Source organism: Ensifer sp. WSM1721, from assembly GCF_000513895.2.
GTDB lineage: Bacteria > Pseudomonadota > Alphaproteobacteria > Rhizobiales > Rhizobiaceae > Sinorhizobium.
On record NZ_CP165782.1, the window covers coordinates 2714864 to 2728830 of the forward strand.

A 13967-nucleotide genomic window follows, 5' to 3' on the forward strand; every position below is an offset into this window, starting at 1 on the left:
AGCACTTTGAATTTGCTGCATATTCTCACCCTTAAATCGACTAGGATTTAAAGGAAGATGCAGTAGCCGATTGCGTCAGCGCGTACCGGACTTGCCGTCTCCGAGCGCGTCGAGGAGCGCGCGGAAGCGAGGATGGTCGCGAATGGCGTCCAGGTCGGCGTCCTGGTTGAACCATAGGAGGTGGTAGCTGGAGCTCTGCGGCAACACGATCTCGAGCAGATCCAGCGCGCGCTCGCTCTCGCCAAGCAACGAATAGACGCAGGCCGCATTGTACTGCGCGACCACGTCGTCCGGGTCGATCGCCAACGCGCGAGCGACCCACTCCTTGGCGCGCTCGACTTCGCCCAAATGCGCAAGCGCCAATGCACCGCGATGGGCCGGGCTGGCATTCTCGGGATGCCGCTCCAGCGCCCTTTGCGCCCGCTCGATACCGATCCGCGCCCAGCGCCGGCGCTCGGCGTCCATGCCGAGGGAGAAATAGCAACCCATCAGGTGCATCGGCGAAAAATAGTCGTCCCGCCGGATCTCGGCCGCCCGCTCGAAGAATCCGATCGCCTCCTGGAACCGCCCCTGCGCAAACAGGAAGCGACCATAGTACAAGTTCGCCTCATAGAGCGAGGGATCGAGCGCTAAGGCCTGGCGGAATTCGCGGCCGGCCTCCTCCGTTTGCCCCTCATGATTCAATGCCAGTCCGCGTGAGGCATGCGCTTCCGCCAGATTTGGATCGAGGGCCAGCGCTCGCGCACTCATCTCGAGAATGCTCTCGAGCGGAAAGTCCTTTTCGTGCCAGTCCCTGATCGCGCATTCGCATTCGGCTATGCCGGCATAGGCACGGGCATAGTTCGGGTCGAGTTCGACGGCCTTGAGGAACATCCGGCGCGCAAGCAGCAGGTAGGACCGGGTCCAGGTACGCGAGAACTGCCGGCCCCGGAGATAGTAGGTATAAGCCTCGACCGAGGTCGTCGGATCGCTCTCGATCGCCTTCCTCTCCCCCGGTAAGAGCTTTATCTTGAGCTGGTCGACGATCGCATGGGTGATCTCGTCCTGTATCGCGAAGATATCGGTCAGATCGCGATCGTAGCGGTCGGCCCAGAGATGGCCGCCGGTTTGGGCGTCGATGAGCTGGCCGGTGATGCGCACACGCTCGCCCACCTTGCGCACACTGCCTTCGAGTATGAAGCGAACGCCGAGTTCGTGGGCGGCCTGCTTCACCTTCACCGCCCTGCCTTTGTAAGTGAAGACGGTGTTGCGGGCGACGACATGCAAGCGCGAAATCTTCGACAGATCGGTGATGATGTCCTCGGTAATGCCGTCGGAGAAATACTCCTGTTCCGGATCCTGGCTCATATTGGTGAAGGGAAGCACGGCGATCGACAATTCGTAGCCGCGGTCGACGCTGACATCAGACGGTTCCGCATGTTTCGAGACCGAGTTGTCGCCGAGGGATACCGTATAGACGCGAATGGTCGACGCGATGTTCTTCAGACTGTATTCGCCCTTGTCGATGAAACCGACATCGAGCCTCGAGCCGACGTGATCGCGCACCGAGGCGGAAACCGCAATCCCGGAGGGATCGGCGAGCCCTTCGAGCCGCGCGGCCACGTTGACGCCGTCGCCGAAGATGTCGCCGTCTTCAACGATCACGTCGCCGAGGTGGATGCCGATCCTCAGTTCGATGTACCGACTCCTCGGCAGGCCTTCGTTGCGGGCGAGCATGCCGCGCTGGATCGCGGCTGCGCAGGCGACGGCGTTCACAACGCTTGAAAACTCGACGAGCATGCTGTCGCCGGCGAGCTTGACGATGCGTCCCTTGTGTTCGGCGATCTTCGGCTCCAGGAGCTCGCGGCGATGCCGCTTGAGCGCCGCCAAGGTGCCAGCCTCATCCGTCCCCATGAGACGGCTGTAACCCACGACATCGGCAGCGAGAATGGCGGTGAGGCGGCGTTCCAAAAGACCCTCGATTTTCATCTTGTGGCCGAGCACGGCAATTTAACCTTTTCCTGTCGACATGTCGTGCGGAGACTTCAGCACCGTGGATGCAAACATAGCCATGCCTCGCAGAGTGCGCTGTTTCGGAAGGAACCCGACGGAACGCGAGAGCGGAAAGAGGAAGGCGCGAAGCGGCTTCCATCTACAGTAGTAGACTGTTACGGTCGGACGAGCACCGTCACCATCGTCACGACGATCGCGAAGACGGCAATTTTCCAGAAATCTCGGCGCTGCCGCAGGCCCGGATATCCGAGTGGCTTGATGAGCTGGACACACATGGCGAGCAGCAGGAGAACCGTCAATATCTTGCTGCTCATTTCCGTAAAGTTCCCACCCCGCGTTGGTGGCGTCATACCGCCGTCACTTTTCGTCGCATAGAGGGCTATTGTTTTCGCCGCCGATTTGCAATGACCGGGTGCTTGGATTCCGCCTGGTAAAGCGGCACCTCCGCTCTAACTTGGCCCTGGGCAGAACGATTTCGGATTGATGATGAGAAAAAACCTGCTTCCTGTCACCGCGCTCCTGCTTGGTACTCTATTCCTCTTTCTCGGAAACGGTCTGCAAGGCCTGCTCCTGCCCGTACGGGGGACATCGGAAGGCTATCCGACAACCATACTCGGTCTGATCGGCACATCTTGGGCTGCTGGCTTCGTGCTTGGCTGTTTCTTCGCACCCAACGTCGTCAAACGCATCGGCCATGTGCGCGCCTTCAGCGTCTTCACCGCCCTGATCGCAATTGTTTCGCTTTTGACGGGCATTCTGATCGACCCCATTTGGTGGCTGGTGCTACGCGCACTGACGGGCTTCTCCACCGCGGGCACATCGATGATCATCGAAAGTTGGCTGAACGAGCGCGCCACGAACGAGAGCCGTGGCGTGATCTTCTCGCTCTATATCGCCATCACCCTCTTCGGCGTTGTCGGCGGTCAGATGATGATCCCCTTCGGAGAGACGTCGACCACCTTCTTCTTCATGATCTGCGGCATTCTCTATTGTGTGGCGATGCTGCCGACGCTCCTGTCCAAGGCGGCTTCGCCACAACCCCTGAAACAGGTTCGGCTCGATCTCCGCGGCCTCTACCGGAACTCCCCGGTTTCTTTCCTCGGCATCCTGCTCGTCGGCATCGCCAACGGCGCCTTCGGGACGCTGGGCGCCGTTTTCGGTCGACAGGCTGGACTTTCCGACAGCACCGTCGCAGCGATGATGAGCGTGGCGATCTTCGCGGGGGCGGTTATGCAATTGCCGGCCGGGCGCATCTCGGACCGCATGGATCGACGCTACGTCCTGGCTGCGCTCGCCGCGGTTGGCGCGCTCGCAGGTCTCTTGCTGTTCCTCATCGAGCCCGGCCAGGTCTGGATCGTGCTGGCGCTGATCGCCATCTACGGCGCCGCCGCCAACGCGCTCTACCCGATCGCCGTCTCCCACGCCAACGACTTCGCCACGCCGGAGGATTTCGTCAAGGTGTCGGGCGGGCTCTTGCTGCTCTACGGTATCGGCACGATCATCGGCCCAACGATCGGCGGTCCGGTGATGAGCGCAACCGGACCCTATGGCCTCTTCATGATCACGGCCTGCGCGCATATGCTGATTACCGCTTACGCGATCGTCCGCAGCCGCCGTCGCGCGCCGGTGCCCGTTGCCGAACGCGAAACCTTCTCGCCGATCAATGCCGGTACCGCGACGACGCCGGAGAGCCTGCAGCTCTCGCCGCGCGCAGCACCATTCGAGGAGCCGCGGGAGGATGCCATCGACGAGCCGCAAGAGGAGGAGAGATCGAATGAGCCTGTTTGACGACGACCAACCGAAGAAGAAGACCGCCCACGAGATTGGCAGCGATCTTTCGCTGCTCTCCGTAGACGAGCTGGACGCACGCATTGCGCTTCTGAGAGAGGAGATTACAAGGCTAGAGGCCGAGCGCGCCCGCAAATCCGCGAGCCGTTCGGCTGCCGAAGGCCTCTTCCGTTGACCGGAGCCACGCGCGCGCCCATGTGAACGCGAGGACGCTTCTAGAACTCTGAATCCAAAGCATCTTTTGCTGCATCCGCGTTTGCGCGTCAGAGCAGGATGTTCTGCAGAAGACGACGTTACCTGCCCTTAAATGGGCGGGGGCTTAACCGCATATTAAGCATTTTCTGCGATTGTCGGATCATCCGGTTCCTTCCGGACTCAGACATTTTCACCGACTGGCGAATGGGTCTGATTTTCTCCCTGTTTTACCTTGAGAGCCGCTTCGCGCGGCTCTTTTTTTATTTCGCCACAGCAAATTCAAAGAATTGTGGAGATTAACCCTTTCTTAAGAATACCCTTGCGCGGAATGCGGTATGGGATCATTCTTCGAGCAAAGAGGGGGGCATCAGGAAACTTTTCCCAGAGCCGCCCGTTACCTGACCGTCGTGATGCGTTGAACCAGGGAAAACAGGCCATGTCCGAAAGAGGATTGAACACCGTCAGCTTCGCGGGGCACGCTGCGTCTTCGGCGCAGTTCAAGGCGCTTTACGCTGATGGAATGGGCCTGGTCGAGGAAACGGCGAGCTACCTCGATGGTCCCGGTCGCGCAGCCTCCAAGGCCCTGCCGCGCATGGCTTCCGTCCTCTATGCTGCCGAGTCGATGCGGCTGACCACGCGGCTGATGCAGATGGCCTCCTGGCTTCTCCTCCAGCGCGCCGTCAACAATGGCGAGATGAGCCGCGACCAGGTGCTGTCGGAGAAGAGCAAGGTCCGCCTCGACAGCTTCAATGTCGACCGCAACGCGCCCGGCTGGAACGATCTCCCGGAGATGTTCCGGGACCTGATCGAGCGGTCGCTGCGCCTGCAGAACCGAGTTGCGCTGCTCGACCGCGAGATCTATCGGCCCCAGGAGGCCGCGGCCTTCGTTCCGGACAACCAGAACGGCGTCAAGGCGCAGATCAAGCTGCTGCAGACCGCCTTCGGGGCGAACTAATCACAACGCCTCGTGTCTTTAGGCTTCGGGCCCGGCCATGCGCCGGGCTTTTTTGCGCACAGTGCGGAAGCAGCGAGCGAACCGTTGTTATGCAGGCGTAGCAGGCAACAAAAAAGCCCGGCAATGCCGGGCTTAGAAAACGCCATGAAGCGCGTGTATCAGAGGCCGAGGCCTTCGAAGCGCTTCTTGAACTTGGAGACGCGGCCGCCGCGGTCGACGAGCTGCTGATTGCCGCCGGTCCATGCGGGATGCGACTTCGGGTCGATTTCCAGGTTCATGGTCGCACCTTCCTCGCCCCAGGTCGAGCGGGTTTCGTATTCGGTGCCGTCGGTCATGACCACCTTGATCATGTGGTAGTCGGGATGGATGTCTGCCTTCATAACGATCTTCCTAGAGTTCCAGGGTCCAATTGTCGCAAGGCATTGCGACTTTGGGACCGAACACGTAAATGAAGCCGCAGACCGCTCTTGGCCGCGGCTTCCCAATTCGATGCCGTGCCTATACATGAAGGTCTGCGGGATAACAAGTGCCGCTCGGAAGACTTATCGCAAGGCCTCCGTGGCGGGCGATCGGGGGGTCACGTGCCGAAACAAGAAACGCAACCGCCAGCGCGCAAGTCCATTCGCCCGCTCGCAACCGTGCTGCCTTACCTCAAGCGTTACCGTCGCCTCGTCGTCGGAGCCGTGATCTCGCTGACCATTGCTGCCGTCACCACGCTGACATTGCCGATGGCCGTTCGCCGGATGATCGACCACGGCTTCTCGAATTCCGACTTCGGCTTCATCAACACCTATTTCTCCATGCTGATGGTGCTGGCGGTGGTGCTCGCGCTCGCCAGCGCCGCCCGCTACTACTTCGTCATCTCGCTCGGCGAGCGCGTCGTCGCCGATCTGAGGCGCGATGTCTTCGCGCGCGTCATGCAGCTTTCCGCTTCCTTCTTCGACGTCAACCAGTCGGGCGAGATCGTCTCGCGGCTGACTGCCGATACGACGCAGATCAAGTCGGCGGTCGGCGCAACGGCTTCCGTGGCGTTGCGCAACCTGATCCTCTGTCTCGGCGCGATCGGCATGATGGTCTATACGAGCCCGAAGCTGTCGAGCCTGGTTCTTGCCGCAATCCCGCTCATCGTCTTCCCGCTCGTCGCCTTCGGCCGCTCCGTACGTCGGCGCTCGCGCGAAGCGCAGGATACGCTTGCCGCCGCCTCCGCCTACGCCGGCGAGGCGATCGCAGCCAGCCGCACGGTGCAGGCCTTCAACGGCGAAGGAAATGCGGAGGGACGCTTCGGCACCGCTGTCGAGGAGGCCTATCGCGCCGCGCGAGCCGCCACCAAGGCGCGCTCGGTGCTCACCGCTTTCGCCATCACCATGGTCTTCGGCAGCGTCGTCGCCGTGCTCTGGTTCGGTGCGCGGGACGTGCTCGCAGGCGCGCTTTCCGCCGGCACGCTCGGCCAGTTCCTGCTCTATTCGGTCTTTGCCGCCGGCAGTCTCGGCGCGCTCTCGGAGGTCTGGGGCGAGCTCTCGCAGGCAGCGGGCGCCGCCGAACGCCTGAACGAACTGTTGACCGAGGTGCCTGAGATCCGGGCGCCGGAGCACCCGGTCGCCATGCCCCAGCCGGCAAAGGGCGAGATCGAGTTCACCGACGTTCATTTCGCCTATCCCGCCCGGCCGGATTATAAGAGCCTCAGGGGCCTGAGCTTCGCGGTCGAGCGGGGCGAGACGGTGGCGATCGTCGGGCCCTCCGGCGCGGGCAAGAGCACCGTCTTTGCCATGCTGCTCCGCCACTACGATCCCGCGAAGGGTACCGTCCGTGTCGACGGAACGGATGTGCGAACCGTCGATCCGAAAGACCTGCGCGACCGGATCGCGATCGTTCCTCAGGACGTGACGATCTTCGCTGCCTCCGTTCACGACAACATCGCCTTCGGCGCGCCGGACGCAAGCCGCGAGGCGGTGCGTGCGGCTGCCGCCGCGGCACAGGTCGATGAATTCATCGCCAAGCTCGATCGCGGCTACGACACGCTTGTGGGCGAGCGCGGCGTGACGCTTTCCGGCGGTCAGCGGCAGCGCATCGCGATTGCGCGCGCAATCCTGAAAGACGCTCCGATCCTTCTTCTCGACGAGGCGACGTCGGCCCTCGACGCCGAAAGCGAGACTCTGGTGCAGACGGCCCTCGACGGCTTGATGCGGGAGCGGACTACGCTCGTCATCGCGCATCGGCTCGCGACCGTGCTGAAGGCGGACCGCATCCTCGTCATGGAGAACGGCCGCATCGTTGAGGAAGGCACCCATGCCTCGCTGGTCCGCCAGGGCGGCCTCTATGCGAAACTGGCGCGGCTTCAGTTCGATCACGGCGCCGAAGCGCTGTTTGTCGCCAACATGAACTGATGCGGGCGATATAAGCCGCGCCGCATCAATCCTTTCTTGCGTGACGCGCTTTACAGCGCCGTGCGTCTTTTCAGACGCACAAAGGACGCTGTAGCACTTTGAATTGCTGCATGTTTTTGTCCTTAAATCGGCTCCGATTTAAGGAAACATGCAGTAGACTTTCGTCTGTCTCGACGACCGATCTCCGACCCGCCATTGCACGACCGGAGCGCGGCCCTATTCTTAAGGGGCCGGCTTTCGGCTGTATCGTATCATGTCGATGAATTGGGAGGATCCTGAATGCCATTTCTAAGCTTGACCCGCCGCGCCGCCATCGCGTTCGGCCTCGCCGCCTTTTCCGCACTCGCCGTTGGCGCGCCGGCGGAGGCGCAGAGCTTTCCAGATCGGACGATAACGCTCGTCGTTCCGTTCGCCGCCGGTGGCTCGACCGACGTGGTCGCGCGCATCATCGCCCAGAAAATGTCCGAGGACCTAGGCCAGCAGGTGATCGTACAGAATGTCGCCGGCGCCGGCGGCAATCTCGGCGCAGCGAATGTGGCGCGCGCCGACCCGGACGGCTACACGATCCTCATGGCGACCGTCGCGACGCATGCGCTCAATCCGCTGATCCTGAAGACGAAGCCATATGATCCCGAAAAGGATTTCGCGCCGATCTCACTGCTCGTCATCGTTCCGAACGTACTCGTGGTCAATCCGGAACTGCCGGCCAAGAATGTCCAGGAATTGCTGGCGCTGTTGAAGGCGGCGCCCGACCAGTATAGCTACGCCTCCTCCGGCAATGGAACGCCGCTGCACCTCTCCGGCGAGCTCTTTAAGAAGTTGGCCGGCGTCGAGATGCAGCACATTCCCTACAAGGGCTCCGGTCCGGCGCTGAACGACGTGATTGGCAACCAGGTGCCGATCATGTTCGACAATCTGCCCTCCTCCTCCGGACACATCAAGGCAGGCACGCTGAGGGCGCTCGCCGTCACGACGGCCGAACGCGCGCCGTCGTTCCCGGATGTCCCCACCATCGCCGAATCCGGCATTCCCGGTTACGAGACCTATACCTGGAACGCGCTTTTCGCACCGGCCAATACGCCGCAACCGGTGATAGCACGGCTGAACGAGGCCGCGAAGAAGGCGCTCGCCGATCCGGCGGTCCAGAAACGCATGGAGGAGTTCAGCGCGAAGATCGTCGGCTCGACGCCCGAAGAACTCGGCGCCCACGTCAAGGCCGAGCTTGCGAAATGGACGCCGGTGGTCCGCGACGCCAACATCCAGATGGATTGATCAGCGCCCTCCGGCGGATGGACCGAATCCGCCCTTCATCCGGCCTGCCGACCACCTTCTCCCCGCGCAAGCGGGGCGAAGGAGACTCGCGGCGACCGTGAAGCTCCCAAGTCCCATCTCCCCGTCAGAACGGGGAGAGGGTTAGACCATTTGCAACTACGCAGTTCCGGACGGAAAACCTTGCACACTTTTCCTGGAATTGCTCCCAGGAGAGGGGCAAACTTCTACTAAACATCCGCAGCAGCGCGCCCAGCCGCGCGGCCCGAAAAGATGCAGCCGCCGAGGAAGGTTCCCTCGAGCGCGTTGTAGCCATGCATGCCGCCACCGCCGAAGCCGGCGACTTCGCCTGCGGCATAGAGGCCCGGCACGGGCTCGCCGGAAAGTTCGAGCACCTGGCCGGAGAGATTGGTCTGCAGTCCTCCGAGCGTCTTGCGCGTGAGAATGTGCAGGCGCACCGCAATCAAGGGGCCGGCCTTCGGATCGAGCAGCCGATGCGGTTTCGCGGTCCTGAACAGCCGGTCGCCGCGATAGGCACGCGCGCCGCGAATGGCGGTGACCTGCGCATCCTTGGAAAAGGGATTGGCGATCTCGCGGTCTCGCGCCTCGATCTGCTCTCTGAGGTGCTGAGCCGAGAGCCGGCCCTCGCCGGTGAGCCTGTTCATCCCCTCGACGAGGTCCTCCAGCCGATCACGGACGACGAAGTCCTCACCCTTTTCGATGAAGGCCTGGACCGGGCCCGGCGGATTTCTGCCAAGCCGCTTCAGTAGGAGCGCGATGCTCTTGCCGGTCAGATCCGGGTTCTGTTCCGACCCCGAAAGCGCGAACTCCTTCTTGATGATCGCCTGTGTCAGGATGAACCAGCTATAGTCGTGGCCGCTGCGGCGGATCGCTTCCAGGGTCGCGAGCGTATCGAAGCCGGGCATGGCGGGGGCGGAAAAGCGGTTGCCGTCGGCATCGCACGAGAAGGACGAGGGCCCCGGCAGGATGCGAATGCCGTGGTCCGGCCAGATCGGAGCGAAATTTTTCAAGCCCTCGGTGTAGTGCCACATGCGGTCGGCGTTGATGACGGAACCGCGCGCCTCGGCCACGATCTCCAGCATGCGGCCGTCGACATAATGCGGCACGCCACTGACCAGCGAGGCCGGCGGCTGGCCGAGGCGCTTGCGCGGCCAATTGCGGCGCACAAGCTCATGATTGCCGCCGATCCCGCCGGAACTCACGATCACACAACCGGCAGATATCTCGAAATCCCCTACGACCTCGCGCGAGCTGCGCTGGCCGCGGGCAACCGGATCGGTCTTGAGGACTGCGCCGCGTGCGCCCGTCACGACGCCGTCGGTCGTCAAGAGCTCATCGACCCGGTGGCGAAACCGGAAGCGGACAAGTCCGCGGCTTTCCCCTTGCCGCGCAAGCCGGATGAAGGGCTCGAGCACGGCCGGCCCAGTGCCCCAGGTAAGATGGAATCGGGGAACGGAATTGCCGTGACCGTGGGCGAGCCCGCCGCCGCGCTCCGCCCAGCCGACGACCGGGAACAAGCGTACGCCGAGCGAATGGAGCCAGCGGCGCTTCTCGCCGGCGGCGAAGTCGAGATAAGCCTCGGCCCAAAGCCGCGGCCAATGGTCCTCCGGTCGGTCGAATTGCGACGTCCCCATCCAGTCCTGGCGCGCCAGCGCATGGCTGTCGCGAATGCCCATGCGCCGCTGCTCGGGACTGTCTATGAAGAAGAGACCGCCGAGCGACCAAAAGGCCTGGCCGCCGAGATTCTGCTCCCCCTCCTGATCGAGAATGATCACCTTGCGGCCACGCGCCGCCGCCTCGGACGCCGCCACGAGCCCGGCAAGGCCCGCGCCGATGACAAGCACATCGCAATCCATGAAAGCCGCCCTCCCCTTGCGCCCTTCGACCTGCTGCAACTCTTACGCACACGTCAAGGTCAATTCAAGGGGCGCTAAGCTGAGCTATTTCTCCGTGAGCTTGAGCTCGATGCGACGGTTCTGCGCGCGTGCCTCCGGGCTGTCTCCCGGAGCGATCGGCTGATATTCGCCGAAGCCGGCAGCGACCAGCCGATCGGCCGGAACGCCTTTCGAGATCAGGAATTTGACGACCGATGTGGCGCGTGCCGACGATAGCTCCCAGTTGTCGGCAAAGCGCCCGGAACGCGAGAACTGCACATTGTCCGTGTGGCCGTCGACGCGCAGGACCCAGTTGATCTCCGCCGGGATTTCCCTGGCGAGGTCGAGAAGGGCTGTCGCGAGCTTCGTCATCTCCGCCTGCCCCTCCGCGTTCAAGTCGCTGCTGCCCGAGGGAAAGAGGACTTCCGACTGGAAGACGAAGCGATCGCCGACGATGCGGATGTTTTCCCGATCCGAGAGGATCTCCCGCAAGCGCCCGAAGAAGTCGGACCGGTAGCGGTTGAGCTCCTGTACGCGCTGCGCCAGCGCCACGTTCAGCCTGCGGCCGAGATCAGCGATTTTGGCTTGGGATGCCTGGTCCTTCGCTTCCGACGCCTGCAGCGCGCCCTCAATGGCGGCGATCTGGCTGCGCAGCGCCGCGATCTGCTGGTTCAGGAGCTCGATCTGGCTCATGGCACGCGCGCTGATCTGCCGCTCGTTCTCTAGTTCCGAACCGAGCCGGCCGATCTTCTCATTGGCCACCTCCGCGCTGCCGGCGCCCCTGTCGAGCAGCGCCTGGAGGCGCGACCGCTCTCCCTCCGACTGAGCGAGCGAGGCCTGCAGGTTGGCGAGCGAATCCTCGAGGTCCTGCTTGCCGCTCTTTTCGAGCGCCAGGAGTTGGGTGAGTTCGTTGATCTGGCTGTTGAGGCGGTTCAAGACCTCGTCCTTGCCGCTGATCTCCCTTCCCAGCAGAAACTGCGCGGTGACGAAGACGCTGAGCAGGAACATGATGGCCATGAGCAGGGTCGAGAGCGCATCGACGAAGCCCGGCCAGTAATTGATCGTCCGCGGTTCGCGGCCTCTTCGGGCGAGCGCCATGGTCAGTCACCCCCACTCTCTTCAACGCGGCTGAGCTTCGCCTGCGTGATAGCCTTGTCGGGCTGGACGGTGATCCGCTCGGCCTGCCCGATGCGCGCCGTCAGCCGGTCGAGCGTCTTGCGCATCGATTTCGCCTCCTCCTGTTGCGCTTCGATCCAGTCGCGCAGCATCTGCTGCTCGCCGCGCATGTTCTTTACGAGGCCCTGGATGCCTTCGGCAAGGCTCGCCATCGCCGCCGTGGTGCGCTGGTTCACGCCGCCGTCATGGGCAAGCCGGGTGAGTTGGTCGGTGAGCCGCCGCAGCTCTTCTGCCGGCGCACCGTCGATTGAATCGATCGACGACGAAAGGCCGGAGCCAACGTCGGTCACGGACGAAAGCCAGTTCTCGAGCTCGGTGTAGAAGCGGTTCTGCGCGCGACCGGCCTGGAGATCGAGAAAGCCGAGGATCAGCGATCCGGAAAGGCCGAACAGCGACGCGGAGAAGGCCGTTCCCATGCCGGTGAGCGGCGCAGAGAGACCGCCCTTCAACGAGCTCAGGAGATCCTCCGTGCTGCCGGACCCCGCATCCAGCGACTGGATGACGGTATTGATCGAGCCGATCGTGCCGAGCAGGCCCCAGAAGGTGCCGAGCAGACCGAGAAAGACGAGCAGGCCGGCAAGATAGCGGGTGATATCGCGCGATTCATCGAGCCGGGCGGCGATGGAGTCGAGGATCGAACGTAGCGCGATGGTCGAGATCGCGGTCGTCTGGCGGCCGCCGATGAGCGCCCGCATCGGCGCGAGCAGGACGGGATCGCGCCCGACCTTGTCCGCGCTTCCGGCGGCGCGGAACGAATTGAACCATCGAACCTCCGGCCGCAAGCTGAGGACATGGTTGAAGGCCAGCAGGATGCCGATCAGAAGCACGCCCAGGATCAGCCCGTTGAGACCGGGATTGCCGACAAAGGCTTCGCGGGCCTGGCGGAAAAGGATCGCGGCGACGAACCCGACGATGATCAGGAAGAGGACCATCGTCCAGAAATAGGGCATGGGGCTCGAAAGCTTGTGCGGGTTGTAGTTTTCCTCCGCGCCTTCCTGGTCGCGCCACCCGGACAGATTCAATTTCGCCATAAGTTTGCCAATCTCCCGGTTTTGCGGCAATTCCGCGCGCCTGCCGGGGCAGGCAATGAGCGGCCGCAACACTTTGAATTGCCGCACCATTCTTGAATCGATGGCGATTTGAAGAGCGATGCTGCCGATGGCCCGGAGACTAGTGGAACTTTGCGCCAAATTGAAGGGAAAACAAAAGCCTCCGGCAGAGAAGGCGATGGAGGCGACAGGAGGTCGCAGATCGCCCGCGATCCTGCGCAATCGCGAGCATGACCGGCACGAGGCAATGGCGCTCGCGCCTGCTCGCCGGCATCATGCTCTGCGCGATTTACTTCGCCGGAACCGGGCGCTGAATGACCTCGCGTAGCGCCTTGGCGATATATTCGTTCCCGCAGACGATCGAACCGGCCTCCAGCGGCCTGTTGCCGCCGTCGGCATCGGTCGTCCAGCCGCCGGCTTCGCGGATAAGGAGGACCCCGGCGGCCATGTCCCAGGCGGCAAGATCCCGCTCCCAGAAGCCGTCGAAGCGGCCGGCGGCGACATAGGAAAGGTCGAGTGAGGCGGAGCCGAAGCGGCGGATGCCGGCAACCTCGCCCATGACGTGGCGGAGTTCGATCAGATATTTGCCGTGATTGCCGCGGCCAAGATGCGGCGTGCCGGTGCCGATGACCGCATCGGAAAGGGCCTTGCGCGCGCCGACCCGCAAGCGCCGATCGTTCAGGAAGGCGCCGCCGCCGCGCTCGGCGGTGTAGAGCTCGTCCGTCGCCGGGTTGAAGACGACCGCGCCGACGATTTCACCCTGGCGCTCCAGCGCGATCGAGATGGCGAAATGCGGGATGCCGTGCAGGAAATTGGTGGTGCCGTCGAGCGGATCGACGATCCAGCGGTGCGCGCCGTCGGTTCCCTTGATCTCCTCGCCCTCTTCACCGAGGAAGCCGTAGGTCGGGCGCGCCTTCATCAGCTCGTCGCGGATGAGACGCTCTGCCTTGCGGTCCGCCTGCGAAACATAGTCGCTTGGGCCCTTCAGCGAAACCTGCAGGTTCTGCACTTCGCCGAAATCGCGCGCCAGCGACTTGCCGGCCTTGAAGGCGGCCTGGACCATGACATTGAGAAGGGCAGAACGAGCCATGTGGCAATCCTCTAGCGAAAGCCGGCCGAGTGTTCCCGACCGAGCATTGAACCTGTCTGACGGTTCGCAAGCGGCCGCCGCTTGGAAGCGCGGCCGAGTTTCACGAACCTGTCGTCAAAAAACCGAGTGAGACGTCACTCCGTCCGCGGGCAAGCGGTGCATGAGGGGCCGCGG

The 13967-nt window shown here is 63.1% G+C and carries 12 protein-coding genes; 5 read left to right on the forward strand and 7 right to left on the reverse strand.

Annotated features, from left to right (window positions below; genetic code table 11):
* Window positions 1-75: 75 nt before the first annotated feature.
* Together M728_RS13325 and M728_RS13330 are read right to left on the reverse strand one after the other, a co-directional pair.
* Complete coding sequence (locus M728_RS13325) at window positions 76-1968, reverse strand: tetratricopeptide repeat protein (RefSeq protein ID WP_245269690.1); 1893 nt, start codon at window positions 1966-1968, stop codon at window positions 76-78.
* A gap of 179 nt (window positions 1969-2147) precedes the next feature.
* Window positions 2148-2306: a hypothetical protein gene (locus M728_RS13330; RefSeq protein ID WP_139015783.1), complete on the reverse strand. Its 159-nt coding sequence runs from the start codon at window positions 2304-2306 to the stop codon at window positions 2148-2150.
* A 172-nt stretch (window positions 2307-2478) separates the two neighbouring features.
* Here M728_RS13330 and M728_RS13335 point away from each other — a divergent pair, with 172 nt between their 5' ends.
* The 3 genes from M728_RS13335 (at window position 2479) to M728_RS13345 (ending at window position 4930) form a co-directional block, all read left to right on the forward strand.
* Window positions 2479-3780, forward strand: a complete 1302-nt coding sequence (locus tag M728_RS13335; RefSeq protein WP_026620301.1) for an MFS transporter — start codon at window positions 2479-2481, stop codon at window positions 3778-3780.
* Window positions 3767-3955, forward strand: coding sequence for a DUF1192 domain-containing protein (locus M728_RS13340; protein ID WP_026616472.1), 189 nt, complete (start codon window positions 3767-3769; stop codon window positions 3953-3955). The genes M728_RS13335 and M728_RS13340 overlap by 14 nt, the downstream gene beginning before the upstream one ends.
* Before the next feature lie 456 nt (window positions 3956-4411).
* Window positions 4412-4930 carry a DUF1465 family protein gene (locus M728_RS13345; RefSeq protein ID WP_026620302.1) on the forward strand — a complete coding sequence of 173 codons (519 nt, stop codon included), beginning with the start codon at window positions 4412-4414 and terminating at the stop codon, window positions 4928-4930.
* Window positions 4931-5088: 158 nt separating this feature from the next.
* Here the strand turns inward: M728_RS13345 and rpmE are convergent, their stop codons facing one another.
* On the reverse strand, window positions 5089-5310 hold the full coding sequence (gene rpmE / locus M728_RS13350) for a 50S ribosomal protein L31 (protein WP_026616474.1): 222 nt from the start codon (window positions 5308-5310) through the stop codon (window positions 5089-5091).
* A 201-nt stretch (window positions 5311-5511) separates the two neighbouring features.
* Between rpmE and M728_RS13355 the strand changes: the two genes are divergently transcribed.
* Together M728_RS13355 and M728_RS13360 are read left to right on the forward strand one after the other, a co-directional pair.
* Window positions 5512-7314 carry an ABC transporter transmembrane domain-containing protein gene (locus tag M728_RS13355; protein ID WP_026620303.1) on the forward strand — a complete coding sequence of 601 codons (1803 nt, stop codon included), beginning with the start codon at window positions 5512-5514 and terminating at the stop codon, window positions 7312-7314.
* Between the two features lie 279 nt (window positions 7315-7593).
* Window positions 7594-8586 carry a tripartite tricarboxylate transporter substrate binding protein gene (locus M728_RS13360; protein ID WP_026620304.1) on the forward strand — a complete coding sequence of 331 codons (993 nt, stop codon included), beginning with the start codon at window positions 7594-7596 and terminating at the stop codon, window positions 8584-8586.
* A gap of 227 nt (window positions 8587-8813) precedes the next feature.
* Here M728_RS13360 and M728_RS13365 read toward each other — a convergent pair whose 3' ends face one another.
* The 4 genes from M728_RS13365 to M728_RS13380 form a co-directional block, all read right to left on the reverse strand.
* The gene (locus tag M728_RS13365) at window positions 8814-10460 is read right to left on the reverse strand and encodes an FAD-binding dehydrogenase (RefSeq protein WP_026620305.1); all 1647 of its coding nucleotides are present in this window, start codon (window positions 10458-10460) and stop codon (window positions 8814-8816) included.
* 84 nt (window positions 10461-10544) lie between these two features.
* Entirely contained in the window at window positions 10545-11576 is a 1032-nt protein-coding gene (locus M728_RS13370; protein ID WP_026620306.1) for a peptidoglycan -binding protein, read from the reverse strand.
* 2 nt (window positions 11577-11578) lie between these two features.
* Window positions 11579-12685: a MotA/TolQ/ExbB proton channel family protein gene (locus M728_RS13375; RefSeq protein WP_026620307.1), complete on the reverse strand. Its 1107-nt coding sequence runs from the start codon at window positions 12683-12685 to the stop codon at window positions 11579-11581.
* 307 nt (window positions 12686-12992) lie between these two features.
* On the reverse strand, window positions 12993-13793 hold the full coding sequence (locus M728_RS13380; protein ID WP_026620308.1) for an inositol monophosphatase family protein: 801 nt from the start codon (window positions 13791-13793) through the stop codon (window positions 12993-12995).
* Window positions 13794-13967 lie beyond the last annotated feature (174 nt).